This window comes from Termitidicoccus mucosus, from assembly GCF_038725785.1.
In the GTDB taxonomy this organism is placed as follows: domain Bacteria; phylum Verrucomicrobiota; class Verrucomicrobiia; order Opitutales; family Opitutaceae; genus Termitidicoccus; species Termitidicoccus mucosus.
The window spans coordinates 6,712,617-6,738,379 of the sequence record NZ_CP109796.1 but is presented as its reverse complement, the minus strand read 5'-3'; the positions used below and the strand labels follow the sequence as shown (position 1 = coordinate 6,738,379).

At 65.3% G+C, this 25,763-nt stretch carries 9 protein-coding genes and 2 pseudogenes; 3 read left to right on the top strand and 8 right to left on the bottom strand.

Features of this window, described 5'->3' with window-relative positions:
* Positions 1-426: 426 nt before the first annotated feature.
* Both OH491_RS23790 and OH491_RS28305 read right to left on the bottom strand, forming a co-directional pair.
* Positions 427-643, bottom strand: a pseudogene (locus tag OH491_RS23790) (reverse transcriptase N-terminal domain-containing protein); the annotation flags it as partial.
* Between the two features lie 254 nt (positions 644-897).
* Positions 898-1,137, bottom strand: coding sequence for a hypothetical protein (locus tag OH491_RS28305; RefSeq protein WP_425429208.1), 240 nt, complete (start codon positions 1,135-1,137; stop codon positions 898-900).
* A 179-nt stretch (positions 1,138-1,316) separates the two neighbouring features.
* Here OH491_RS28305 and OH491_RS28300 point away from each other — a divergent pair, with 179 nt between their 5' ends.
* On the top strand, positions 1,317-1,643 hold the full coding sequence (locus OH491_RS28300) for an effector-associated domain EAD1-containing protein (RefSeq protein WP_425429181.1): 327 nt from the start codon (positions 1,317-1,319) through the stop codon (positions 1,641-1,643).
* Positions 1,644-1,674: 31 nt separating this feature from the next.
* A complete protein-coding gene (locus OH491_RS23780) occupies positions 1,675-2,763 on the top strand; it encodes a caspase family protein (protein ID WP_068768736.1) in 1,089 nt (362 codons plus the stop codon).
* Positions 2,764-2,971: 208 nt separating this feature from the next.
* Here the strand turns inward: OH491_RS23780 and OH491_RS23775 are convergent, their stop codons facing one another.
* On the bottom strand, positions 2,972-3,967 hold the full coding sequence (locus OH491_RS23775; RefSeq protein WP_334319208.1) for an Abi family protein: 996 nt from the start codon (positions 3,965-3,967) through the stop codon (positions 2,972-2,974).
* Between the two features lie 575 nt (positions 3,968-4,542).
* Here OH491_RS23775 and OH491_RS23770 point away from each other — a divergent pair.
* A complete protein-coding gene (locus OH491_RS23770) occupies positions 4,543-4,821 on the top strand; it encodes a hypothetical protein (RefSeq protein WP_068768738.1) in 279 nt (92 codons plus the stop codon).
* On the opposite strand, the pseudogene OH491_RS23765 reads toward OH491_RS23770, so the two are convergent.
* From OH491_RS23765 to OH491_RS23745, 5 genes and pseudogenes are all read right to left on the bottom strand, one after another.
* Positions 4,820-5,284 (bottom strand): annotated as a pseudogene (locus OH491_RS23765) (transposase); the annotation flags it as partial. The gene OH491_RS23770 and the pseudogene OH491_RS23765 sit on opposite strands and share 2 nt — an antisense overlap.
* Positions 5,285-5,713: 429 nt before the next feature.
* Positions 5,714-6,076 (bottom strand): hypothetical protein, encoded by a 363-nt coding sequence (locus tag OH491_RS23760; protein WP_068768739.1) that lies wholly within the window; start codon positions 6,074-6,076, stop codon positions 5,714-5,716.
* Positions 6,077-6,244: 168 nt separating this feature from the next.
* Positions 6,245-6,487: a helix-turn-helix domain-containing protein gene (locus tag OH491_RS23755; RefSeq protein WP_068768740.1), complete on the bottom strand. Its 243-nt coding sequence runs from the start codon at positions 6,485-6,487 to the stop codon at positions 6,245-6,247.
* 142 nt (positions 6,488-6,629) lie between these two features.
* The gene (locus OH491_RS23750; protein ID WP_068768741.1) at positions 6,630-7,076 is read right to left on the bottom strand and encodes a hypothetical protein; all 447 of its coding nucleotides are present in this window, start codon (positions 7,074-7,076) and stop codon (positions 6,630-6,632) included.
* A gap of 9 nt (positions 7,077-7,085) precedes the next feature.
* On the bottom strand, positions 7,086-25,058 hold the full coding sequence (locus OH491_RS23745) for an autotransporter-associated beta strand repeat-containing protein (protein WP_334319014.1): 17,973 nt from the start codon (positions 25,056-25,058) through the stop codon (positions 7,086-7,088).
* Between the last annotated feature and the right edge of the window lie 705 nt (positions 25,059-25,763).

Sequence of the window (25,763 nt, the reverse complement as noted above, 5' to 3'; positions counted from 1 at the left end):
GGCAACCTGGACGGGGTTGGGTTTTGCTTTTTGCTGTCGGCGAGAACCTGAAATGAAGGAACCCGCCGGAGGCATGGCAGGAAAACTGCGAATCGGATGCCCCGGCGCGATCTGCCATGTCATCAACCAGGGCAATTGCCGGATGGGTATTTTTGCCACCGGCGGTGCAGACCAAGGCGATCGTCAGGACGCTCGGCGAGGCAAATGCGAGAGCGGGCTGGATCGCGCATGCCTGGAGTGCCGTTCAGGCAGACGGGCGGCGCGGCTCTTCAAAAACCAGGGCCAGCTGGATATAAAGCGCCCGGAGATCAGCGGAGAGTTTGAGGCCTGCATCATGCCGGCTTCTCTGGCGCAGCAGGCGGGTCAGCCTGGCGGCGAGTGTGACATGGGCCGGGAAATCCGGCGGCATGGGCATGTCCGTTTTGTCTGTCACCCGTTTTACGGCCAGGGCCTTGCCGCTGAACGAGTGGGTCAGCAGCCATTGCAAGGACTTGACCTTGCCCCAGCGCTTTTCCCTTGTTGCCTTTACGAGCCGTGCTTGCAGCCGCCTGACATGACGCTCATGGCTGGGCCAGTCTAACTGTTCCCAATCCGAGGTCATGCCGGAGGATGCACACACGGAGGTTTGTTTTTCCGCGTTCATTTGCTATTTCCCCCTTTTGTTGGTTCTGCCTGTGGTTTCGTAATGAACTACCCGCTGGAAGTGGGCCTGCTCTCGCAATGGAGTGATGTTGCAACTCCTATCCGCCCCATTACAGGGCGGCATTCGCTTTTTCCAGCATCCTCTGCCCGGCGTTGCGACAGCGGCCCTTGCGGACGCGCCTGCCCCAAAGGGGCGCAACGGCGGGTTTGACCCATCTAGTATTACTCCGTTAAGTCAAAGCCACAAAAATGTCGTCAAATTTGCTGCCGCAACAGAAGCAGGAGCCGGTCGACCTCACCAGCCAAGGCTGGATCACGCGGAGCGTCTGTTCCCACGTCACACCAGAAGTTTTTTTTGGCGCGTGCGTGGACGGTGAGGATGAAGAGGTAGGCCAGGGCACTGAGAACGAGATGATGATGAAAGCCGGTCCACGAGCGGCCTTCAAAATGGTCGAACCCGAGATCGTCTTTGGCGCGTTGGAAGTATTGCTCGATATGCCAGCGACTGCGACTGAGCGTGAGGCAGCGCGCTTTGGTGGGGGGACGATGCAGGTGGGCCAGATAGTAATGATAGGGTTCTCCACCGACGTTGGCAGCGCGCGGTGGATAGATTGGTGCAGCTTGCTCGTTCGGGGCGTGACGAAGTGAAACCGGCGCTTCGAATCTGCGCAGATATGATCGGTTTCCTGACTAAATGGATCTTGGGACTTTCATCGCCTTCCCCGGACGCCTCTTGGCGAGTTCTCGAGGAATTGGCGGTGGAGCTTTACTCAAGCGGACCTGACCACGATGAACTTTGGACTCGGGCCGGTGGGTTGGCGGCCGACCTTCAGAAAAACGGCACCGGACGAGCCCGCTGGCACGATGCGCTAGCGCTGATCCAACGCGGCAAAGACCCGAGACCCGGTAGACTGCTAGACGAAATGTCGCGGGATTTTCCCAACAACGAACACCTCCGCCGGTTGAAGAGCGCCGGTCTTTTTCACGCTGGACATAGGTAGAACCAACCCAACAGGGGAAGAGAAACAAACAATGAATCCAATAACGGCATCCAATTTCCCAGGCGGACATGCATTGGTGATAGCAATCGCGGCTTACCCGAAGGTCCCTCCACTTCCGGCAGCGGTGGTTCACGATGCGCGCGAGATCGCCGCAGTGCTTACCTCCCCCGCACACTGCGGATACCTCCCACAGAACGTAACCCAGTTGCTGGATGGTCAGGCGACACTCGACGCGGTCCGCCGCGAACTGGCTACTCTGGCGACCCACACCCACCCTCAAGATACTGTGGTGATCTTTTTTTCCGGCCACGGCGCGCGACTCGGAGTGGCACCGGCTGAGGAAAGTGCACTTGTCCCTTTCGACTGTACCCCCTTGGACTTAACAGCAACCACACTCTCCGAAGTAGAGTTCTCCGCCGCCTTGGCGGCCATTCCCGCCCAGCGCCTGGTGGTCCTGATCGACGCCTGTCATTCAGCCGGCGCGGGTCGGTTCAAGGCCGCCGCTGAAGTTCCCGATATGGACTTGGGATTTACCGAAAAGTCCTTGGTCCGTTTGGCGATTGGAAGGGGCCGCGTCTTGATCGCGTCCTCTCGGGCATCGGAAACTTCTCTTGTGCTCGGCGGCGCAAAAAACAGCCTTTTCACCGAACACTTGGTAGCTGCCTTGCGCGGCGGTGCGCACACACAAGGCGACGGGTTGATCCGGATTTTTGATATCTTCAACTATGTTGCCGAAAAGGTTCGAGGAGCTGCCCCCGGGCTCCAGCATCCCGTTTTCAAGGCAAGCGACTTGGAAGATAATTTCCCATTAGCCCTTGATCGTGGTGGTCAGAAGACCTTGGCAGACCAGACCATTGGAGCTAACCCAAGCGACCCGTGGCAGCGTCTGGAAAAAGTTCTCGCCGAGCTTTATCCGACTGGCCCGCAGGATCAGGAAATTTGGGCGCGTGCCGGCGGCGATCTGTCGCGACTGCGCCTTAACGGAACCGGCCGTGCCAATTGGTTCGCAGCATTGAAAGTTTTACGCCAAGGCGGAGGCGGCGATACGATTACTCGCCGAACTCTTGTCCAAGCCGCATTGGAAGAGTTTCCCCATCATCCTGATCTTCTTGGGTTTTAACGAAACCTTTGATTGCTTCGAAAGCATTGTAGGATGTTGGGTAACCGATGTTTTTACGCTGACTAATAGTTAAAAATAAACAGTTTTCGCCGGGGAAAAAACTCTGATCAGGAGTGCCATTAAAATTAGCTACGAATAGGAAGAATGGTGTGGATTCCCGATTAGAACCATTGGCAATCAATGCTCTGCTTTCGAAAAGGGGGGAAGTCTAGCGCCAGAGAGGATGGGAGCGCCAGTTTTGGGGCAAGCCCATATCTGCAAGAGGAATCTCAGGAAATTCATCAAAGAGGGCAAAAAGGCGCTGCTTCCAGTGGCTGGTAACACTGATTTTTCCCAGCCAGAATTGGCAGACGGTGAGCATAAGCCCGACGCGGTCGGGGGCAAAGCCTGGCGCGAGATGCCATTGCGGGTTTTTGTTTTTGCCCGGCACGGATGGTTTAACGCCGATGACCCGGTTCCAGACCCGGGCATGATGGGCGCAGGCATTGCGCAGGGTGAAGATCGCCTTGGTCCAAGAAAGCAATTGTTGATCAGGAAAGCCAAAGTCGGCTGCGGCCTTTTTGACAATGGAAGGATCGAGGCCGTGGGCGAATTGGAGTGCGGTTTCGCAGGTCATCAATTCGCAGGCCATCCACAGGGGCAGGTAGTCGTGGCAATCTCCATAGGTTTGGGAAAAGTGTTTGACGAATGTGTCGGTGGCTCGTTGGCGTTCATTTTGCAGCTTTGCCAGCCATGCGTCATGTTCGGACAGTTCAAAGCCTTTGAACTTGAGGAGGCGTTTCAGATTTCGCGTCAGTTTTTTCAGGAAAGGGCGCGTTTTGAAGCCGAGCAGATTGAGTGGATCAAGGTGGCCGAAGGGGCCGATTTGAATACCGGCTGAATTGGTTGAATGAACAAAGTGGTAAACGAGCCGGGAACGCACGGCGACCTCAAGGCGTTCGATGGCATCAATCAGAAGGGTGCGCAGGCGACGATCGAAGTTGTAGCGTCGCCAGATGATGTTGAAGTCTGTGCCGGGTTCGAAACGGTCGGTTGGTTTGTTGTGAGCGTCGCGAACGCGGAAAGGATGAAGATAACCGGACAAGCGGTAGTAATTTACCACTCTGAGGCGTCGGATAAGAGTCTCTCGGCTGGCGATCAAGCCTCTTGCAATAAGCTGATCGGCCTGCTGTTCGAGCGTGAGTGGTCTTTTGTTATAGATCACCAAGCCACCTCCGGTTTTCTGCCGCCGAATCCGGGCAAAAAAAAGACCCACCGAATTACGCATTTCAGCATAAATGCTGATAGAGGCGCGGCGGGTTTGATAGGAGAAACATCCATGGAATGGATTGGTTTGGCAAGCAAATTGTTCAGATGAATGAATGGATTAATCGGGGGAGCCACAATCCTGAATGTAGTCGGAGTGGCGATAACGAGTTATCGCAGGATGTCATCATAGGAAAACACTGGAGAACCTGAAGCAGTCAAGAGGCTGGGGACAGAAACGGAATAAAGCTGGGGTGGCCCCGCCCGGCGAGCGGCCAGCACCGGAGTCCGGTGCGAGGCAAGGCCGCGAAGTCCGGCTTGCGACTCCCGCCCACCCCCAACCGCCTCCTTCCCCAGCCTCTGAGGAAGCGACGAGAACCTGAGAGGTAACGCACCGGAGAGGGAACTGCGGGTTTTCTAAAAATGTAACATTACAAGGTTTGCCAAAGAGGACGGCGGAGTGTTACGAATGAGTGACAATCTGGATGCGGTGGCCGTCCATTCGCCGACACCGGTTCAACCCAGGAATCTGCCATGAGTAAGAAAAAAGACCCGACGACCAAACCTGCCGCGAAGACCGCCGGTGTTCAGAATGAAGCTGCGCAGGCCGCGCAGACCTACGAAGCGGCCCGCACCAAGGTGCATGCGATCAAGGCCGATTTGAAAAAGACGCGCAAGGCACTCGCCACCGCGAAAGCGACCGCCAGGCAGGCCCACAAGACGCTCAAGCAAGTGAAAAAGAAAGCGGCCAAGACGCTCAAAAAGAAGGGCGAGTCCAAGGCCGCAACGCGGAAGAAAGCGAAGGCATCCTGAGCGCGGTGTGTTTGCTCGCGTTGGCCAGAACCTTCGTGCCGTCGATGGCCACCGTCACCCCTCCCACCTTCAGTATCCCGCACCCGGCCGCCAGTTCCAGCACCTGCGCAAAGGCCCGGTGCAACAGCGCGCCGTTTTTGCGCCGGAACGCGCACAGCGTGTCGTGGTCGGGGTGCGTGTCCGCACACAGCAGCCTCACCGCAACGTTCTCGTAACTGGCGCGCTCGATCTGCCGGCTCGAAAACATCCCCGTCGCGTAGCTGTAAACCAAAAGCCCCAGTAGCAGCCTCGGCGGATACTGCGCACTGCCCGTCCCTCGCTCGTTCACTCCCGCCTCCCTCACGTCGATCAGCTCCATCGCATCCATCACGAAATGCACCAGGTGATCCCCCGGCACCCACTCCCTCATGTCCGGCGGCATCAACAGCGCCGTGTCCCGATCTATGTTCACGAATCTTGCCATATCAACTTGCTTAGCAATTATTAGACCAATTTAAAACCTAAGTCCGACAGGCTGCTAGAGCGCGCAACAAACGATGGTTTAGTCCCTGCAATACACCGGCGGTCGTTTTGTCCGTGTGTTCCAGATCATGGATGGAACACCCGACCGCGTGCCCATTTTGGCCGGAGCCTGTCAATGTCGTTTGGCTCCTCGACTTTGACGGTGCCTGCTCGCAGTTCACCTGTGTTGGACATGCCATCAGCCTAGCACTTGAGTCGTCTGACATTGGCGGCTCGGAGAACTCAACCTCGCGGCGAGTTTCCCATCCCGAAGGATGCAGGTGCATTGTCGCGGCTGCTTCCCACGAGGTCGTTACCAACCCCGCAGGTGCCGCTAGGCTACTGCGGACGGAACCGCAGGTTCTATCGTATTCATTCATTATTATGTATGTTACCTAGAACAATTGCGCGACCCGTTAGGGCCGCACCATGATGCAAGCCCCATGCTCTGGCGGAAATCGTCCACGAGTTTGTGGATGGTCTGCCGGGTGCAGCCAGCCAGCCCGCCGATTTCCTCCAGAGTCATGCCGCCGATGAGGTCGGGGCGGACCTGGCGCAGCACGACGGACGCGCGCAGGCCGCGCTGCTCCAGCGTGCCATCTTCGGAAATCCAAAGCAGCACGTGCGTAATGGCCTCCGCCGCCATCGCGCGCGCCTCGGCCTTCGGGTCGATAGGGTCGGTAAAAAACGCGGCGTCGCCGGCGGACTCGCGGGCTGGTGTGTTTTGCAGATTGGTTTTATTCTTATTGTTCATGGATATGATTGCTTCGTCTGGTATCCCGCCCTCATTTATAAAATCAAAGAGGAGCGCGTCCTCCTGCGGATTTGCCCGGATTTTCGCGCATGGTTTTTCCAGTGTATAAATGCAAAAACACCACGTGCATGGCGCATATGGCGGTGGGATTTTGCATTATGGGCAGGGTTATTTGCGAGCGGGCACGAGCAGCCTGGTGCGAATATGCGCAGAGACCTCGGCGAGGTCGTAATATACAAAGTGCCCGACACGATGATACGGGATGCGGCGGGTGCGCGTCCATTCGCGCAACGTGCGGACGGACGGCTCGCGTCCGGCCGGGAAAATCCCGCCGAGGCGCAGGCCGTTGATGTCGGTGAGCGATGGATGCTGCAAGGCGGGGACTGGTGTTGTCGGTGACGCGGAGTTCATACGCCCATGTGGAAGTGTCACGTGGCGCGTTTTATTTTTCACCGGGGCGCGGCATAGAAACCACATCCCGGCGGACGCGCCCACGCGGCGCATCCCACCAACTGATGGGGACACGGGGGCGCGTTTAGGCCGGGTAATGGTGTCAGCAGGGCCGCACACCAGTCGGTGCACTTGTTTGGCTGGCAGGGATGGTCATTGGAGACTCGCCTCCCCCTGCCTGCTCGGTCGCCCTCGCGGGCGCGGCGCGTTGCGGTCTGGGGCGTCCGAGGAGGGAGAGGTCGTGGGGCGGGGTGCATCCGCCGCCCGTCTGCATCTTCAATGCGACGAGGTTGTCATCGTCGAGCTCGAGGGAGGGGATCTCTTTCAAAATGGAATCGAGCACCCGCGCCTGCGCCTGATAATACAGGCCCCTCCTGGCATGGACGACACCCCTGATGGTGATTTGGGCGCCGCTGGCCAGATGCCCGCGCACGATAAAGGAATACCGCGCCATGGGCAGCGTGTCGATCAGCACCGGCTCCCGCGCGCCCTCCGGCGGCACGGGGTTTGGGTTCCGGCCCGCGCCACCTGCTGTCTGTCCGGTTTCCATCGCCTTCGTTTACCAGAGTCTGCGGTAGCCGAGGTTCAGCGACCAGGGGCGCTCGTAATTGGCGGCCTTGGCGTATTCGTAGTCGAGGTAGGCCTGGCTGAGGTTGTTGATGCGGTAGCTGGTGCCCACGCCAAACTCGACGCGCTTGCCGTCGTAGTCGGCTTGGAAGGATTTGCCGTGGGCCTTGATTTCGCCGCCGGAGGAATCGACCGCCACGGCGGCAAACTTGCCGTAGGGATGCCACTTGCTGTCGCGGAGTTGTTTGCCGAAGCGCAGTTGCGCGCGGTATTGGTAGGTCCGCGAGTCGTCCACGCGCACGGGAATCGCGCGCTGGATGGCGTTGGGCTGCGTGGCGTAATTTACGCCGGAGAGCCAGAGGGTCGCGACTTGCGCGGAGGGTTCCAGCCACCAGCCGTCGGTGCGCCCGAGGCGGCGGCCAAGCTCGACCGACAGGCTCGCGCCTTTTGTGTTGTATTTGCCGCGGGTCAGGCGGCCGTTGGCGGCGCGGGCCTCAAACTCGTTGCTGTAACGGTCGAGGCGCGCGATCGCGTCGAGGAACCAGCCGTCGGTTCGCAGGAGCGTCGCGTAGGCACCGATGCCGGCGCTGTGCGTCTTGCCGTTGCCGGAGTTGTCAAACTTGCGGTCAACCCCGGCCATGTCGATGAAGCCGCCAAGGAGGTTCGCGCCGGCGGGGGTTTCAAAGGCTTTGTCGAGGCCGCCGGTCACGCCCCAGCCGTATTGCTCAAAGGCCATGCCGGAGAGCGCGTTCGCGGCGTTGAGGCGGTAGCCGCGCGAGCGCACCCAGACGTTTCCGGAGCCGGAGGCTCCTGAAACGGAGTTTAAGTTGGAAGTTGAAGTTGAAGACAGGAGCTCGGCGCGGATGTCGCCGAGGCGCAGGTGGAGGCTGTCGAGCGCGGCGGCCCAGTCGAGCGCGAGGGAGCTGGCGGTGCTGAGGATCGCGTCGGCGGTGTGTGAGAGGCCGGCGTCGGTCAGATACCACGTGTTCGGATTCGGGATGTAGGCGCTGCCGTCGCCGGGGAGCAGTTCGAGGGTCGTGAGCGCGGTCTCGATGCGGCCTCCGTCGAGGTTAAACACGGTCAGCGAGCCGGCCGTGCCGGTTCCGATGAGCGGCACCGCGAGGTTCACAATGGAGGGCTCGGTGCCGTTGGTCTCGACGTGGACGGTGTGCGCGCCCGCGCTGCTGCCGGTGATTGCGAGGTAATTTGCAAACACGCCGATGGCGTTCACGCCGGTGCCGGCGGCGGTCAGGTCGGCGTTCATGTAGATATGGCCGGTGCTGTTGCCGAGGTTTTTAATGGTCGCGGTGCCGGTGGGCGTCGCGAAGGCGAGCGCGCCTCCGTTCATGTTCAGCGTGCCGAAGTTGTGGCCGGTGCTGCCGAGGACGAGCGCGGCGTTCGCGTTGAGCGTGGTGTTTTCAATGTCGTAGGCGATGGCGGCGGGGTCGCGCAGGAGCAGGGTGCCGCCGGTGACGAGGTGTGTGCCCGCGCCGGCGAGCGCGTTTTGCAGCGTGCCGGTGACGTTGAGGTGCTCAAGGGCGGCGCCGGCGGCGACGCCGATCGCGGCGGTGCCGAGGGCGTCGATGCGCGTCGCGATCACGCGGCCCGAGGCGACCGTGCCCGTGCCGGTGAAGCCGGCGCTCGACTGGCCGAGCGTCACCGTGCCGGTGTTGATTTTTTGGAAGAGGCCGGTGCCGGCGAGGGTGTTTTTCAACTCGCCGGAGGCGGGCGCGGCCACGTCCACGGTCAGCGTGCCGTCGAGCGTGATGGCGGAGGCGCCGAGCGCGTCAACGCCGGTGATGCGCGCGGTCGCGGCGGGGTTGATGAGGGTGTCGGCGGTGTAGGCCGTGTTCGCGCTGGTGATGGTCAGCGTGCCGGCGTCGAGGGTGAGCGCGCCGGGGGCGGCGCCGGCGAGGTGGCCGGCAATCGTGCCGCCGTTCGCGATGGTTTGCGTGTGCGCGCCCAGGTCGAACGCGCCGGCGGCGGCAATGTCGAGGCGGGCGGTGTAGCCGAGCGCGTGGTCCGCGCCGGCGACGACGGTGCCGGTCAGGATCGTGCTGGTGCCGGTGTAGGTGTTGCCCGCGCTGGCCAGGACGAGCGTCGAGCCGGTCGCGTAGGTGACGCTGCCGTCGCCGGTGATCGCGGCGGCGAGCGTGTTGTCGGTCGCGCCGGTGGTGTCGAGCGCGAGGGTCGTGCCGGTTTTGACGTTCAGCTCGCGGAGGACGTAATCGTAATAGAGGCCGGCGGCGGGCGCGCCGGAGGTCGTCGCGCTGGCGGTCATGGCCGCGTAATCATAGCGGGCAAGGACGTTGCCGTAGTCGATGATCTGGCCGTTTGAGAGCGCGGTGCCGTCGGTTTTTTTGATGTCGATTTGGACGGGCGCGTTTTCGATGAGCGTGTCGGCGGCGACGAGGAGCGTGGCGTTTTCGCCCAAAATGTCCTGGTCGAGGAAGTTTTTGTTCACGTCGGCAGGGGCGACGGTGCCGCTGGTGTAGTTCTCGAAAACCACCGTGCTGGAGAGGTCGGTGATGGAGAGCGCGCCGGTGTTCAAGACCTCGACGGGATCGACGCCGTTCATCGGGATCCAGAGCGCGCCGCCGTTGAGCGTGAGGCCCGCGAGCTTGTTCGTGCCGGAGTGCGTGTAAAGTTCGCCGGCGGGGTTGAGCTGGAGGGTCGCGTTCGCGAGCACCGCGTCGTTTTGCGCGGCGCCGAGGTGCAGCGTCGTGCTGTCGAGCGTCACCGTGCCGGTGAACGCCGCGCCGACGTTGCCGTCGAGCTCGAAGGTCGCGCCGGTGTTCGCGGCGAGCACGCCGTTGCCGGTGAGGGCATGGACGAAGGTCGTCGCGGTCGTCGCGAGTTTGCCGGCGGAAGCGATGTTCACGGAGGCCGTCGCGCCGCCGATGTTGTCGTTGGTGGTGATTGTCGCGGTGCCGGTGACGGCGAGCGTGCCGGTGAAAGCGGTGTTCGTCCCGGCGAGGGCGACGCTGCCGCTCACGAGGTTCACGCCCGTGCCGCTGATGGTGTTGGCGAAGGCGCCGGTGCCGCTGAGCGCGAGCGTGGAGCTGTTCGCGATTGTTGCGGTGCCGAGGCCGTCGAGGTTGTTCGCGAGGGCCAGGGTGCCGGCAAGGATGCCGGCGCTCCCAGTGAAGGCGTTCGACTGCGAGATGGTGAGGTTGCCGGCGGCGTCCTTGATGAACGTGCCGCTGCCGGTGAGGGCGTTGCCGAGGGTTTCGTCGGCAGTGTTCGCGACCGTGAGCAGGCCGTCGAGGAGGATGTCGGCGTCGGAGAGGTTCGCGGTCGAGCTCGCGCTGAGCGCGTTGCCGGCGGCGATGTTCCACTCGCCGGAGAGCGTGTTCGCGGCGGTGAGGGCGACGCTGGAGGTGCTGACGAGCGAAACGGTGCCGGTGCCGGCGACGGTTTTGGCGAGCGCGCCGGTGGCGTCGTCGAGCGTGACGAGGCCGGTCACGTCGAGCGTGCCCGCGTCGCCGAGCGCCTGCGTGTGGTGCAGGATGGCCGTGCCGGTCACGCCGGCGTTCGCGGTGAAGGCCGCGTTGGTGCTCGTGATGTCAACGGTGCCGCCGAGGCCGAGCGAGCCGCTGCCGCGGAGCGCGCCGGCGATGCTGCCGGAGCCGATTGACTGGGTGTTTCCGTTGAGGTCGAGCGCGGCGCTGTTGGTCACGATCAGGTGGCTCGTCTGGCCGAGCGCGTCGGTCGCGCCGAGGATCGTCGTGCCGCTTCGCGCGATCGTCGTGCCGGTGTAACTGTTCGAGTGCGAGAGCGTGATCGCGCCGCCGCCTCCCGCGCCGGCGATGAGTTCGAGGCTGCCGGGGCCGGTGACGAGGGCGGCGAGCGTGTTGTCCGCGGAGGCCGTGTTGTCGAGCGTGAGCGTCGAGCCGCTCTTTATGTAGAGCTCGGTCAGCGCGTAATCGTAGAAGAGGCCCACGGTGCTGCTCGCGATGCCGGTGTAGGCGATGGCGGTGCCGGTCACGCCGGTGTAGGCGTAGGTCGCGAGGACGTTGCCGTAGTCGATTTGCCGGCCGCTGCCGCTGATCGCGGTCACGCCGTCCTCGGCGTAAATGCCGACTTGCACGTTGGGCGTCGCGAGGTAGTCCGTGCCGATGAGGAGCGTCGCGTTTGCGGTGAGCGAATCCTGGTCGAGGAAGTTCACGGGGTTCGTCCCGCTGTTGACCGTGCCGCTGCCGGTGTAGCCGCGGAAGGCGACGCGCGCGGCGCCGTCCACCGAGAGCGTGCCGGTTTGCAGGACTTGCGCCGGGAGGACGGCGGTCATGTCGATGAGCGTCACGCCGGCGTCCAGGTCGAGCGCGCCGAGGCGGCGGGTTTCGGCGTTGGTGGCGAGGGTCGAGCCGGCGAGCACGCGCAGCTTGGCGTTGGCCAGCGCGAGGGCGTTGTGGTCGTGCGCGGCGCTGGTGCCGAGGTGCAGGGTCGTCGCGTCGAGCTTGACCGTCCCGGCGAAGGCCGTGCCGCTGGCGATCTCGAAGTCGAAGACACCGCCGTTCGCGGACGCATTCACCGCCAGAACGCCGCCGCCGGTGAGCGTGTGGACAAAGTTGGTCGCGGTCGTGGCCAGTTCGCCGCTAGCGGCGATGACCACCTTCGCCGTCGCGCCGCCGAGGGCGTCGTTGTCGATGATGTCCGCCGTGCCGGTCACGGCGAGCGTGCCGGTGAAGCCCGTGTTCGCCCCGCGCAGGCTCACGCCGCCACTGGCGACGGTCACGCCCGTGCCGCTGACGGCGTTGTGGAAGGCGCCGGTGCCGGCGAGGTCGAACGTGGAGCTGTTCGCGATGGTCGCGGCGCCGAGGCCGCCGAGGTTCGCGAGCGTCAGGGTGCCGGCACGGATGCCGGCGCTCCCGGTGTAGGCATTCGACTGGCTGATGGTCAGGTTGCCGGCGGCGTCCTTGTTGAACGTGCCGCTGCCGGTGAGCGCGTTGCCGAGGGTTTCGGCGGACGTGTTCGCGACCGTGAGCAGGCCGTCGAGGAGGATGTCGGCGTCGGAGAGGTTCGCGGTCGAGCTCGCGCTGAGCGCGTTGCCGGCGGCGATGTTCCACTCGCCGCTGAAGTTGCCGTTCGCGGCGGCGAGGGCCACGCTGCTGGTGTTGACGAGCGCGACGGTGCCGGTGCCGGCGATTTGTTTCGCCAGCGCGCCGGTCGCGCCGTCGAGGCGCAGGATGCCGGTCACTTCGGCGGTGCCGCTGTTGCCGAGGGCCTGCGTGTTGTGGAGCGTCGTTGTTCCGGTCACGCCGGCGTTCGCGGTGAACGCGGCGTTGGTCGATGTGATGTCAACGCGGCCGTCGAGGCCGAGCGAACCGCTGCCGCGGAGCGCGCCGTCGATGCTGCCGGAGCCGATTGATTGCGTGCGGCCGGCGAGGTCGTAGGCCGCGGCGGTCGCGACCGCGAGGTGCGAGGTGACGCCGAGCGCGTTGTTTGTGCCGCTGATGAGCGTGCCGGTGTTCACGAGCGTCGTGCCGGTGTAGCTGTTCGCGGCGTTGTTGAGCGTGATCGCTCCGGTCGCGTTGATAGCGAGATTGCCGGAGCCGCTGATGAGAGCGTGCAGCTCGTCGCCGCCGGCGGGGACCGTGGTGTCGCTGGCGAGCGTCGTCGTCTGGCCGGCGAGGAGGTCGAGCTGGGTCAGCGTGTAGTTGACCGACAGGCCGTCGGTGTAGTCGAGCGCCTGCGCGTAGGCCGCCGTCGCCGTTGTCACGGCGGAGCCGTCGCGGATGGCGGCGGTCGTCGTGCCGCCGCCGGCGAGAGTCAGGTTTGTGCCGGTGTTGGTGAACGCCCTGATGAGGCGCACGCCCGTGGCCTCGTCCTGCTGGAGCAGGGTTTTGTCGGCGAAAAGGCCGGTCGTGCCGCTGGCCGCGTTGGTGTTTGTGATGGTGATGGTGCCGCTGGCGCCGTCGAGCGTGTCGGTGAGGATGATGCCGCCCGCCTGCGCGCCGGCGGCGTAGCTGAAGACCACGTTCGCGCCGTCGATGACCAGGCCGCCGGGGTTGCCGCTGCCGAGCCGGTGCGTGCCGCTCGCCACGTTCGTCGTGTTGGCCGTGCCGAGGACGACGGCGGCGGCGGCGAGCGCGTTGTTGTCCAGGTTAAACGCGCTGGCGTTGAAGAGCGCCGTGCCGCTGAAGGACGAGCCCATCGCGGTGCTGTCAAACGCGAAGGTCGAGGCCGGGGTGGCGAGCGCGACATGCAGGAGGCCCGCGCCGCCGAGGGTGTTGGAGAACACGATGCCGCCGGTCGCCACTTGCAGGGTCGCGCCGGTGTTGATCACGGCGGCTCCCGTGCCGAGCGCGGCGGTGTGCGTGATGACCAGCGCGCCTTCCTGCACGGTCGTCGTGCCGGTGTAAGTGTTCGCGCCGGCGAGCCGGAGCGCGCCCGCGCCGGCTTTTTCGAGGCCGTGCGTGCCGGTGACCGGGGTGGCGATGGTGGCGCTGATGGCACCGGTGATGTTGAGGAGGATGCTGGCGTCGGTGCCGCCGGTCGTCAGCGTGCCGCCGGTGATCAGGTAGCCGTCGGTGAGGAACTGCGCGCCGGAGAAGGCGACGGTGCCGGTCGTGCTGTCAACCGTCACGGTGCCGGAGACGCCGCGGAAGATGGCGAAACCGGCGTCGGACCACCCGGCGTTGGCGGCGCCGGTGGAGCCGGTCCACGCGGAGTAGGCCGGGCTGGCGCCCGCGGCGAACCAAGTGCCGGAGCCGCCGTCGATACCGCCGTTGTTCCAGCGCGTGTTGTCGCCGCCGTCCCAATAAGTGAAGCCGCCGGGGCCGTTGACGAGTTTTATCCAGTGGTTTTCGGCGGTGCTGATGTAGAAATCGCCCGGCATGGACCCGCTGTCGAGAGTGCCGAGGGCGAGGTTGGCGGCGCCGCCGACGAGGACGCCGTCGTAGTTGACGAGGTCGTATTCGCCCTTGGCGAGCGAGGCGGTGGTGATGAGGTGGAGCGTGCTGGTGCCGGAGAGGAGGACGTCGCCGGTGACGTGGAGCAAGTCGTTTGTGCCGGTCGGGTAAAGGTGCGAGAAGGCGGTGGAGGAGGTGATGGCGCCGAGGTCGAAGGTGAGGACGGCGTTATTGAGCGAGAGGGTGCCGGCGATGGTCAACATGCCGGGGCTGTTGCCCGGCGCGAGGTGCCCGCCGCCGGCGAGGGTGACGTCGCCGCCGACGGTGCCGGTGCCGCCGAGGGTGCCGCCGGCGGTGACGAGGAGCGAGGCGGCGGCGGGGTTGCCGAACGCGGAGTTCACGCGGAGGAAACCGCCGTCCACGAGCGTGACGCCGTCCCAGGTCGTGGCCGCGCCGCGATAGTCGATGGCGGAATTGTTCACGACGCGCAGGGTGCCGGAGCCGGCGAGGGTGTTCGTGAGCGTGCCGGTGAGACCGGAGAGTTCAAGGGACGCAAGGGACTCAATGGACGCAAGGGACTGGCCGAGCGCGCCGAGGTGCGTCGCGCGCAGCGTCCCGGCGGTCACCAGCGTGGCGCCGGTGTGGGCGTTGCTCGCGCTGAGGATGAGCAGGCCCGCGCCGGCCTTGGTGAGCGTGTCGCCGGCCCAGTTGTTTTTGGCAAGGTTGGCGGCGGTGTCGCCGAGGGAGGCGTCGAGCTCGAAGCTCGTGCCGCCGACGATGGTGAAGGTGCCGTGCGCGTGCGTGCCGCCGGCGCGCCAGGAGAGATCGGCGGCGAGCACGTAGTCGAAGCCGTCGGCGCTCTTGCGGGCGCCTTGGAAAAGGTAGTCCACCGGGCTGGAGCCGGCGCCGGTCACGCTCGCGAAATCGCCGGCGAGCGTGCCGCCGGTGGCGTGGATGAGCGTGCCGGTCACGCCCGTCAGGTTCATGTCGGAAAATTTCGTGCCGCTGAGCACCGCGTCGGAGAACGTGCCGGTGAAATTGGCCACCGCCAGCGCGCCGCCGAGGGTGCCGCTGCCGGCGGTGATGAAGGCATCGGTCACCGTGCGATTGGAGACATCGAGCGCGAGGGTGGAGAGGGCGTTTTGCGCGTATCGGCCGCCGACGATGACACGGGCGTCGTCGGAGAGGGAGAGGGCGGCCGTGCCGCTGGCGTCGTAGCCGGCATAGAGGTTGCCGGGGTTTTGCCAGCGGGCGGAGCCGGAGAGGGAGACGGAGCCGGAGGAGCCGGCGAGGTAGCCGATGTAGCCGTCGTAGCTGAAGACCGAGCCGCTGCCGGCGATGGAGAGGACGGCGGTGGCGCCGGCGTAGATGCCGACGGAGAGGGCGTTGTTGTTTTGCCAGAAGGCGGAGCCGGAGACGGAGACGATGCCGCTGGCGTTGCTGCCGGAACGTCCGATGTTGCCATAGTAGCTGGAGACGAAACCGCCGCCGTCGATGGAAAGGAAGCCGGCGCCGTATTCGCCGACATTGAGGCCGCCGTTGTTTTGCCACACGGCGGAGCCGGACACGCTGACGGAGCCGGAGGAGTTGTAGTTGTAGCCGATGTAGCCGTTGGCGTTGGTGACGGTGCCGCTGCCGGCGAGGGTGAGGAAACCGGCGCCGGAATCGCCGACGTAGAGGGCGCCGGTGTTATTCCAGAGGGCGGAGCCGGAGACGCTGACGGTGCCGCTGGAGTTGGCCAGACGCCCGATGTTGCCGGCGAGGCTGGTGACGGCGCCGCCATTGGCGATGGAAAGGAAACCGGCGCCGGAATTGCCGACATTAAGGTTTCCAGCGTTTTGCCAGAGGGCGGTGTCGCCGACGCTGACGGTGCCGCTGGAGCCGACGGCGTTGCCGATGTAGCCGATGGTGTTGGTGACGATGCTGCTGCCGGTGATGGCGAGCGCGGCGGCGCCGGTGCCGGCGACGGTGAGGTTGCCGGTCATGCCCCAGAAAGCGGCGGGGACGCCGCTTCCACCAGGGAGGGCGACGGCGCCGGCTTCGATGAGGCCGGCGGCGCTGTTGGTCGTGCCGGTGAGGGTGAGCGTGGCGTCGCCGGTTTTTTGCAGCGTGCCCGTGGCGGCGGCGATGGCGCCGGCGTAGGTGGTGGCTTGTTCCGACAACAAAACGATGTGACCCGACGAGGGCCCGAGGAGAACCGTGCCGGTGGCGGCGGTGCTGGCGAGGTTGCGCAGGGTCTGGGAGGCGGCGGCGGTCAGCACGCCGTCCACCACGACCGACGTGCTGCTGGCGATGGCGTTGGCGGCGAGGAGGCTGAGCGTGCCGCCGGTGACCGTGGTGGCGCCGGTGTAACGCTGCGAGCCGGAGAACGTGAGGGCGGCGGGGCCGGTTTTTTCAACAGCGGCCGTGCCTGTGATCGCGCCGGCGAAGCTGGTGGCTTCGCTGGAGGCAAGAATCAGGCGGGAGGCATCAAGAATGACAGCGCCGGCGGCGGCGCCGCCCAGGTTGTTCAGGGTCTGGGTGCCGGTGGCGGCGAGGGTGGCGTTGACGGTGATGGCGGCGCTGCTGGCGAGGGCGTTGTTTGCGAGGAGCGCGAGGGTGCCGGCGGTGACGGTGGTGGTGCCGGTGTGGGCTTGCGAGCCGGTGAGCGTGAGGGTGGCGGGGCCGGTTTTGGCGAAATTGCCCGCGCCGGTGAGGAGGCCCGCGAAGGTGGTGTCGGCGGTGTTGTCCGCTGTCAGTGTGGCGGCGGTTTGGGTGAGGGTGCCGGTGCCGGCGAGGTTTTGGATGGTCTGGTCAACGGCGGAGAGCAGGCTGGCGTTGACGGTGACGGCGGCGCTGGTGGCGATGGCGTTCGTGCCGGTGAGGGCGAGGGTGCCGGCGGTGACGAGGGTGGTGCCGGTGTATTGATTGGCGCCGGCGAGGGCCAGCGTGGACGCGCCGGTTTTCTCGACATCCGCGGCGCCGGTGATGGCGCCGGCGAAGCTGGTGACCCCGCTGGAATCAAGCACCAGGCGGGAGGCATCGCGGATGACCGCGCCGGCGGCGGTGCCGCCGAGGTTGCGCAGGGCCTGGGTGCCGGTGGCGACGAGGGTGGCGTTGACGGTGACGGCGGCGCCGGCGGCGAGGGCGTTGTTTGCGGTGAGGGCGAGGGTGCCGGCGGTGACGGTGGTGGTGCCGGTGTATTGCTGGACGCCGGTGAGGGCGAGCCGGCCCGCGCCGGTTTTTTCGACGGAGCCGGCGGCGCCGCCGGTCTCGGTGACGGGGACGCCGAGGGTGGATTCGTTGCCGGCGACGACGAGGAGCTTGAGCGCCAAGGCGGCGGGCGTGCCGGACATGGCGGTGTCGAGGATGACGGCGTTGTCGATTTGCTGGACGCCCGGCCCGGTGAAGGCGAGGGTCGGGGCGAGGGTGCCGGCGACGGTCACGGCGCCGGTGCCAAACGGGCCGCTGGCGGCGCCGACGTTGGAGACGGAGGCCGCGAGCACGCCCTCCAGCAAGGTGACGCCGCCGGAGAAGGTGTTGTTCGCGCTGCCAAGCTCCAGCCAGCCGCTGCCGCTCTTGATGAGGCCCTTGCCGGCGCCGGGGCTTTCTTCTGAGATCTTGGTGGAGATGGTGAGGGTGCCGGAGCCGTCCATGTCGGCGAGGACGGTGTTTCTGAGATAGAGGTCGCTGATATCAATATTAACGGAGTTGTTGTTTTGGAGGCGGAGGGTGGCGGCGCCGTCGGGGTCGGGCACGGCGAGGGTGATGGGGTTGCCGCCGAGGCGGTAGGAAATGCCCTCGTCGTTCCTGAAAACGAGGCCGCCCAGGACGAGGCCGACGGCGTCGACATTCACGACGAGGGGGCCGCCGCCCTGGAGATTGAGGGGCGAGGCGAAGATGGCGAAGGAGCCGTCGCCCTGGGGCACGAGGTTGCCGGACCAGTTGCCGGCGTTGCTCCACAGGTTGCCGACGGTGCCGCCTTTCCAGGTGGCGCTCAGGCCGACGGGGACCAGCTCGTAGTAGTTGCCGCTGTTATACACGATGCGCGCGCCCGGCGCGTATTCGACGCCGTTGTTGAGGTTGGTGTAGAAGGAGATGCGCCCGAGCTGCGCGTAATCGAGCGCGGTCTGGCCGATGTTTTGGGTGAACTGGATGCGCGTGGCGCCGCCGCCGAGGCGGTAGTCGCCGCGCCAGTTCAGGACGTCGAGCGAGCCGGTCATCTGGCCGATGTTGTTGAATTGGAGGATGGAGTTGCCGGTGGTGGCGGAGACGAAGGCGAGCGTGCCGGTGCCGAGGAGGTTGAGCGTGCCGGCGCTGAAGATGTAGTTGCCGGCGTTGTCGAGGTTGGTCGTGACATCGCCGAGGTTGAGGTTGCCGACTCTGGTCATGGTGCGGGCGGTGCCGAGGTTGAGGGTGCCGGAGCCGAGGGTGACGCTGGGCACGATGGGGTTGCCGTTGGTCCAGTTGAGGACGCCGGATTGCTGGGTGTAGCCGCCGGCGGTGCTGCCGCTGCTGGTGAGGGACGCGGTGCCGCTGCGCATGGAGATGCCGCCGGTGCCGCTGATGTTGGTGAAGCCGCTGATGTCAACGGTGCCGTCGCGCATGGTGAAGCCGTTGCCGCCGCTGATGGTCACGCCGCCAAGTATGGCGCGACCGTCGCGCATCGACATGTCGCCGCCAATATTCCCACCGTAAATCTGCACCGAGCCGTCGTTCATGGCGAGGTCGCCGTGGAGGCGCGCGACGCCGAGGTAGATGGTGCTGGAGTTGAAGGCGGTGATATTGCCGCCGTAGGTGGCGGCCGAATAATAACTGCCGCTGTGCATGGTGAAATCACCGCCGATGCTGCCGCCGATGTAGAGGAGGCCTTTTTCCATGACAAAATCGCCGGCGGTGTAGAAGTTATAGAAGTGGGTGGATATCGAGGCGGTGCTTGGGTTATACAAAGTCCTGATTCCTGTGCCGGAGACCATGCCGGCGGTGTCGGTGATGTTAATCCTGCCGCGGCCATCGACGGAGACATTGGCGCCGAAGAGGAAATTCACCTGGCCGGTCGAGGTGGTGATCAGCTCCAGTGTGGCATCGATCCCGTAGTCGGGTCTTATGGACAGGCCGCCGGTGCCGAGGTAGTTTTCGCCGGCGGCGGCGGCGCCGATGGTGATGCCGCCCGTCGGGTTGCGGGGGTCTGCCGCGGCGTTGACCCGCGTCCAGCCTTGGCGCATGGAAAAGCCGCCGCTGAAGGTGCTGCGGCCATCGTTCAGGACGAGCATGCCGGCGCCCCGCTTGTCAAGGCTGCCGCCGGTGATCGTAAAATCGGGGCCGAAGGCCACGGTGCCGCCAATGATGGCCAGGATGGGCCTGTAAACGTCGGTGCCGGCGGAATCCAAGGTCAGCAAACCCACGCTGCTGGCGTCCAGCTCGGCCCAGTTGCCAAAAGCAACGGGGTTCGTGAGGGTGAAGGGGGTCGAGCCGAGCGGGTAAAGAGTGGGGTATCCGCCGCCGGACCCGTTCGAGGAAAATATCACGGTGCCGCTGCCGAACGCCTGCTCGTTGTCCACCCGCACATAGTTGTGCCGCCCGCCATTCCCCGTGAGCGTCGTGTTGCCCGTGCGTTCGCTGGCGCCCAGCAGGTAGAAGTTGGAGTCACCGGTGGCGGTGCCGCTGCCGGTGAGACTGTTGGTCAGCGTCAGGGAGCCGGAGCCGGCGAGGATATTGCGCTCCGGGATGACCACCGCTTGCGCGGCGCCGGCGTGCAGCGTCAGGAGGCCGGGCAAAAAAGTCGTCCCGCTATACCCCAGGGTGAGCGTGCCGCCGGAAAACGTGGCGGCCGCGCCCGGGTTGAACGCGAACGGGTTGGCGATGACGCGGTCGTCGGTGGCCGCGGGTGTCCAGCCAGTGTAAAAGGCGGTGGTGCCGCCCAGCGTGACGGTGCCGGTGCCAAGGGCCGCGTCGTGGCCGAGGTGGATGGAGATGCCGGAGCCGGGCGCGGTCACGCCGCCGTCGAAGGTGCCGGCGCGCCCGAAGCGGTAGTCGCCGCCCTGCAACAGCAGCGCGCCGCCCGCGCCCTGCAAGGGGGTGTCGAGCCAGATGTTGCCGGCGAGCGCCCAGGTGCCGGCGGTGATGAGGCTGGGGGCGTCGCTGGAGAGCCAGAGCGTGCCGACGGGGACGACGAGGTTGCCGGCGAGGCGGAGGGTGGAGTCGAAGCTCACGGCGGTGGAGGTGGTGTCGATGCGCAGCCAGCGATCGGCGGTGCCGTCGCCGAGGAGGAGGGACTGGAGGTTGAGCGAGGCGTCGGTGCCCGCGCCCGCGAGGCTGCCGGAGCCGAAAATACTGCCGCCGGAGCCGGTGAGGTAAAGCCGCGGGCTGGCGGCGTGGGTGGCGCTGGCGAAGGTGGAGGCGGTGCCGGTCAGCCGGAAGCCGCCGGTGAAATCGCTGGTGCTGGTGCCGCCGGCCTCGACGCTGCCGAGGGTGAGCGACCCGAGGGTGGTGGAAAACACCAGCGCGCCGGCGCCGGTGACGCGGCCGGCGAGGACGAGCGAGTTGGCGGTGGCGCCGGCGGTGTTGTTGACGAGCTCCAGGTCGCTGTCGAGGCGCAGGTCGGCGGCGATGGTGGCGCTGTGCACGGAGCGGTTGACGAGGCGGGAGGCGACGCCGGCGGTGCCGCTGTCGAAGGTGAGGAAATGGCCGTCCGTGCCGGTGATGGCGAAGGTCTGGCCGCCGGAGCTTTCGAGATACATTTTGCCGATGACGGCGTCCTGGTTCACGACGATGAGGTTGCCGTCGAGGAGGCCGTCGATGTCGCGGACGGCGATGGAGATGCCCGCGCCGGTGACGGAGCCGTCCACGGGCTGGGGGTTGCCGATCCAGTTCGAGCCGGAGCGCCAGAGGCGGTCGGTGTCGGTGCCGGTGGACCGCGCGCCGCCCCACTCGATGACCGGCTCGCCCGTGGGGGCGAGGAACCACCAGTTGGTGCCGCTGACGCTGACCTGCACCAGCTCCGCGCCGGCGGCATAGCCGGTGAAGGAGATCCTCTCGCTGAGCACGATGGGGGTGAAGCCGCCGGTGTTGCTGAAATAGAGGTAGGTGTCGGCGTAGGCGGGGAGCGCCGAGGTGGACCAGCGCCCGGTGCTGTTGGCGAGGTTGAGCAGGGAGGCGGTGGAGGTGCCGATGTAGGAGCCGGTGAACCAAAGCGCGGAGTGGTCCTCCATGAAGACGCCGCCGGCGCCCGGCACGACGAGGTAGCTGAACGTGTTGGAGTAGGGGCTGCCCGCCGAGCCGCCCGTGGTTTGCAGGACGCCGCCGCCGGTGAGCATCAGCTCCGGGATCACGCCAGGCTCGCGCGGGCGGATATAGTTGTCGCCGCCGAGGATGAGGTTGCCGCCACCGCGGACCTGAACGGAGGAGACCGAGGCCGGCGTGTCGAGCAGCGCGATGCCGCTGCCGGCATGGGCGAGGTCGTAGACATTGACGATGCCGCCGGCCATGGTGGAGGTGATGCGCATGGTCGCGCCGCGGGCGGGGTTGGTGGTGATGTTCATGTAGCCCATCGTGAACGGGGCGTTGAGGGTCAGGTCGGAGTCGCTGGTGAGATAGGCTTGGCCGGGGTAGAGGGGGTCATAGCCGATGGCCCAGATCGCGGAATCCGTGAGGGTGAACGGGCTGTTGGTAAAGGTAATGTCAGCTCCGTAGGACTGGACGGAGCCGCTGACGGTGACGGTCTGATTAGAGAAAGAGGCCCTTCCGTTGCCCCCCCAACTATCAGCGATTGCCAGGTTGCCGTCGATGAGGACGGAGTTGGTGGCGCCGGGGCCGGCGCCGGCGACGATGAGGTTGGAAATCAACTGGTCGCCGCCGAAGCGGACGAGGGAGGAGGCGTGGGTGCCGGTGTTGATGTTGAGGGCGCCGTAGCTGTTGGTGGCGATCGCGAGGGCGCCGGTCACGTCGAAGAGGGAGACGCCGGTGGCGTTGAGGTTGACGCCGTTCACGGAGCCGCTGATGGAGACGCGGGTGTCGAGGGAGGAGAAGGTTATGCTACTGGTGTTTTGCACGGTGCCGCTGACGCTGGCGGTGAGCGTGCCGGAGGCGTTGGAAATCTCAACGGTGTCGAGGCCGGCGTCGCCGTATATGCTGGTTCCGGACATGAGGCCGGACATGTTGAAAGCGAGCGCCGGGTTGGTGCTGCTCACGTGGAAACTGCCGTAGCGGTTGCCGAGCATGGTGCCGCTCATGGTCACGGACGGGCCGGCGTCGCGCACGTCTATCCGGCCCTGAAAGATGGGATAGGAGGCGGGTGCTATATAGACTTGGCTTCCCTCCAGGTTTATCAGGCCCTGAAGCGAGACGTTGTGGGCGCCCTGTGCGTCGATTTGCAGGGTGTTGTTGCCGTTGTAGCCCGAATAGAAGGGCAGGTTGATGCTGCCCGTGCCGATGTAGTTGTTGCCCGGGGCGAGCGCGCCGGTGACGAGGTCGCTGTGCAGCAGGAGGTGCGTGATGATGTCGCCGCCGGAGGCGACCCTCTGGGTGTAGCCGCCGCTGAAGGAATTAGAGCCGCCGGCAAAAACGAAGGGGGTGTTGCCTGCCATGTTGAGCGTGAGGCTGGCGGCGCCGATGAGCCTGGTGTTCGCGCCGAAGCCCGTCCATGCGCGGCTGTCGTCGAGAAGATAAGGGTAGCGCGTGCCCACGGAGATGACGCGGTCGGCGGTGAGGGCGATGTCGCCGGCGTAATCGACAAGGATGTCGCTCATGCCGATGTCGCCGTCGATGATGACACGACTGGTGATAACCGAGGTCCGGTATGACGAGTTTGAAAGCCCGGAATCGCCCGCGAGCCAGCCGCCGTCGTGGATGGAGACCGTGCCGGTGATGGAGTGCTCCCTGCGGATCTCCCCGTCGGGGAAGGAGTAGCCGTGATAGTTGTGGAGCCAGAGGGTGCCGCTGGCGTGGACGTCGATATTGCCGGTGAAAAGCGGGCTGAGACCATCGAAATAGAGGTTGCCATTGCTGTTCACGGCAATGTTGCCGGCGCCTTGCAGGGTGCCGACAATATACAGGCCGGCGCTCACATCGAGGTCGTTGGTGAGCGTGGTGGTGGCAGTGCTGATGGCGATGTAGCCCGTGCCGGAACCGGCGACAACGGAGGGGGCCTTGCCAAAGGAACCCGTGCCCGGGACACCGCTGTCGAACACGACGCGACCGGCGGGGATGTCGCCGTAGTAAGCATCGTAGACCCAGTCGCGGAGGGAGAGTTGTCGGCCGGCGTCCATCCGCAAATGGCCGATGGTGACGGGTTGGCTTTGCAGATCCAAGTATGCGTCGGTGACGGCGATGAGGGTGCTGCCGGCGCCGTTGGGGATATCCACCGACCAGTTGGCAAAGTCGAAATAGTAGCCGCCCCTTGTGGCGGTGGTGACGAGGAAGCCGCTCGGGGCGAGGCGGCCGGTCACCGTGTCGAGGACGGCGCCGGGCGCGTAGCCGCGGAACCAGATGCGGTCCAAATCGACGGAGGCGCCGGCGGTGACGGCATGGCCGCTGGAGGCGATGAGCCCCGTGGCGAGGTGGGAGGCGGGATTGCCGGCCCAGTTGAAGATGGAAAAATAATCCGCGCCCTGCGAGCCGGGGGACGCGGGCACGGGCGCGCCGGCTGCCAGGGCGTCGAGGTGGAGCGTGGAAGGCGTGGCGGCGTCGAGCCACACGCCGAGGCGCGCGCCGGCGCCGAGGGTGACGGAGGAGAAGGACTGGGAGAAGCCGTGGGTGAGGATGTTGGCGATGGCGGCGTCGGTGAGCGTGAGCGCGGTGGCGGCGGAGAGCTGGTCGGCGCGCCCGAAATCGGCGACGCTGGTGGGGGAGAACCAACTGACGAGGGGCGAGTCGGCGCCGGTGAAGATGAGGCCGCCGCCGGTGAGGTCGAGCGCGGTCTGGTTAAACAAAACGGGGCCGAGGCCGGACTCGATGACGAAGTCCGTCGAGCGGAACGTGCCGGTGTCGCCGGCGGTGAAGGTGAGGGCGTTGGTGCCGGTCTTGCGGACGAGGCCGAGGCCGGAGAGCATGGCGGTGTTGTTGAGCGTGACGGTCATCGTGCCGGTGTTGCGCGAGGTGTCGAAGATGAGCGTGGGCGCGCCGGTGAAGGCGGAGCCGCCGGCGGCGTTTTCGTTATAGGCAAAATCGACGCCGGAGAGGGTGAGGACGCCGCGGCTGGCGGCGTTGGAGCCGCCGCCGAGGGTGCCGGAGTTTAGCGCCAGGCGGAACTGGTCGGCGGCGGCGGTCTCGTTGAGAAACATGCCGCCGCCGGTATCGAGGTCGAGGAGCGCGCCTTCGAGGGCGACAAAATTGCCGGTGGTGCCGGAGTTGATGGTGAGGGAGGAGCCCGGGTTGGCCACATGGACGCCGCCCGCGCCAAGGATGTTGTTGCCGGCGGAGAGGCCGCCGAGGACGGCGCCGCGGTTGGCGCCGAGTGACAGGCCGACGATGACGCTGCCGTCCAGGATTTCGAGGCCGCCGGAGAAGGTGCTGTCGCCGCCGGCGGTGTTGTTGATGGCGAGGGTGCCGGAACCGACTTTTTGGAAACGCGTGCCGGCGCCGGTGATGTTGCCACTGAGCGTGATGAGGGCCGGGTCGAGGCTGGCGTAGACGGTGATGGCGCGCCCGTTGCCGAGGATGTCGCCGGAGAGGAGAAGCGAGCCGTAGAGGCCGGGCGCCTCGTCGTAGCGGTGGGCGATGATGTCGAGGTTGGCGCCGAGATCGAGGACGGAGGAGATGGAGACGTTGTTGCGCCCGCGAAACAGGATGGTGGCGGTGCTGTCGGGGTCGCCGAGGGTGTTCTCAAGGCGGAGCGTGCCGGAGTTGAGCGCGAAGGTTCGCGCGGTGGCGCTGGTGCCGCCGAAGGTGAGGAGGTCAACGATGAAGCGGCCATCGACGTTGACGGTGCGGTTGGTGGTGGTGACGTTGTTGTCGAAGACGGCCTCGGCCCCCGGCGAGTCGGGCACGCCGTTGCCCCACGAAGCCGGGGCGGACCAGTTGGCGTTATTGGCGCCGGTAAAGGTGGAGGATTGGGCGGGGGCGAGAAGCGGAAGCAGCGCGTGCGCAAGCAGCAAAGCGGGGAAGGCGAGAAAGCGGGGGAATGTTTGAGAGTTCATGGTGTGTGAGGAAAAGAGGTTCGTCGACATTTTGAATGGCTGTTTTTCACGGCAAGGAGGCCAAACCAGGTCACAGAGCGCGCGAGCCATGAAAGAGAAAACATCCTCACACAAAGGCGCGAAGGCACAAAGGAATGGGAAATATCCCTCTCCTTCTTTGTGCCTTCGCGCCTTTGTGTGAGACAAAAAAACCTCCGCGCCGCCACGCTCTCCGCGTGAGACAAACGCCCCCGCCGAACTGCGTGCTGGCGCTCTGCGGCCAAAAAAACCCCGGGCTGCCATCGAAAATAGACAGGAGCCGGAAAAACAGAGGTTGGAGGTTGGAAATTGGGACCTGCGGGAGGCGCGGGCGGCGCACCGGCATTAAACCGCAGCCACGCGCATACACACGCGCAATCACGCCCGCCCGTCGGGGGCTAACTTTATACAAGAAGTTACGTAACTGATATTACGCAGCGCGCGGCATGTAGGGCCTGACCTTGTGTCAGGCCCTACATGCCGCGTAACATCAGTCACGCAATTACCAAGAGCCCCTGCCATATCCGGGCGCCGCAAATGCCCCATCATCTTATCGGCCCTCATCTCCAAAACTCCGTCAAAACCGGGACCAAAGTCCCGTGCGCCAAAGAGCGGCGCATCGCGGAGAGAGATTGTTTTTATGAAGCTCACAAGAAATTTACACTACATTGAAGAAAATGGAAATCG

Coding starts and splice junctions, on each gene's coding strand:
- OH491_RS28300 (WP_425429181.1), top strand. CDS start 1,317: ATGATCGGTTTCCTGACTAAATGGATCTTGGGACTTTCATCGCCTTCC.
- OH491_RS23780 (WP_068768736.1), top strand. CDS start 1,675: ATGAATCCAATAACGGCATCCAATTTCCCAGGCGGACATGCATTGGTG.
- OH491_RS23770 (WP_068768738.1), top strand. CDS start 4,543: ATGAGTAAGAAAAAAGACCCGACGACCAAACCTGCCGCGAAGACCGCC.
- OH491_RS23760 (WP_068768739.1), bottom strand. CDS start 6,076: ATGAACAATAAGAATAAAACCAATCTGCAAAACACACCAGCCCGCGAG.
- OH491_RS23755 (WP_068768740.1), bottom strand. CDS start 6,487: ATGAACTCCGCGTCACCGACAACACCAGTCCCCGCCTTGCAGCATCCA.
- OH491_RS23750 (WP_068768741.1), bottom strand. CDS start 7,076: ATGGAAACCGGACAGACAGCAGGTGGCGCGGGCCGGAACCCAAACCCC.
- OH491_RS23745 (WP_334319014.1), bottom strand. CDS start 25,058: ATGAACTCTCAAACATTCCCCCGCTTTCTCGCCTTCCCCGCTTTGCTG.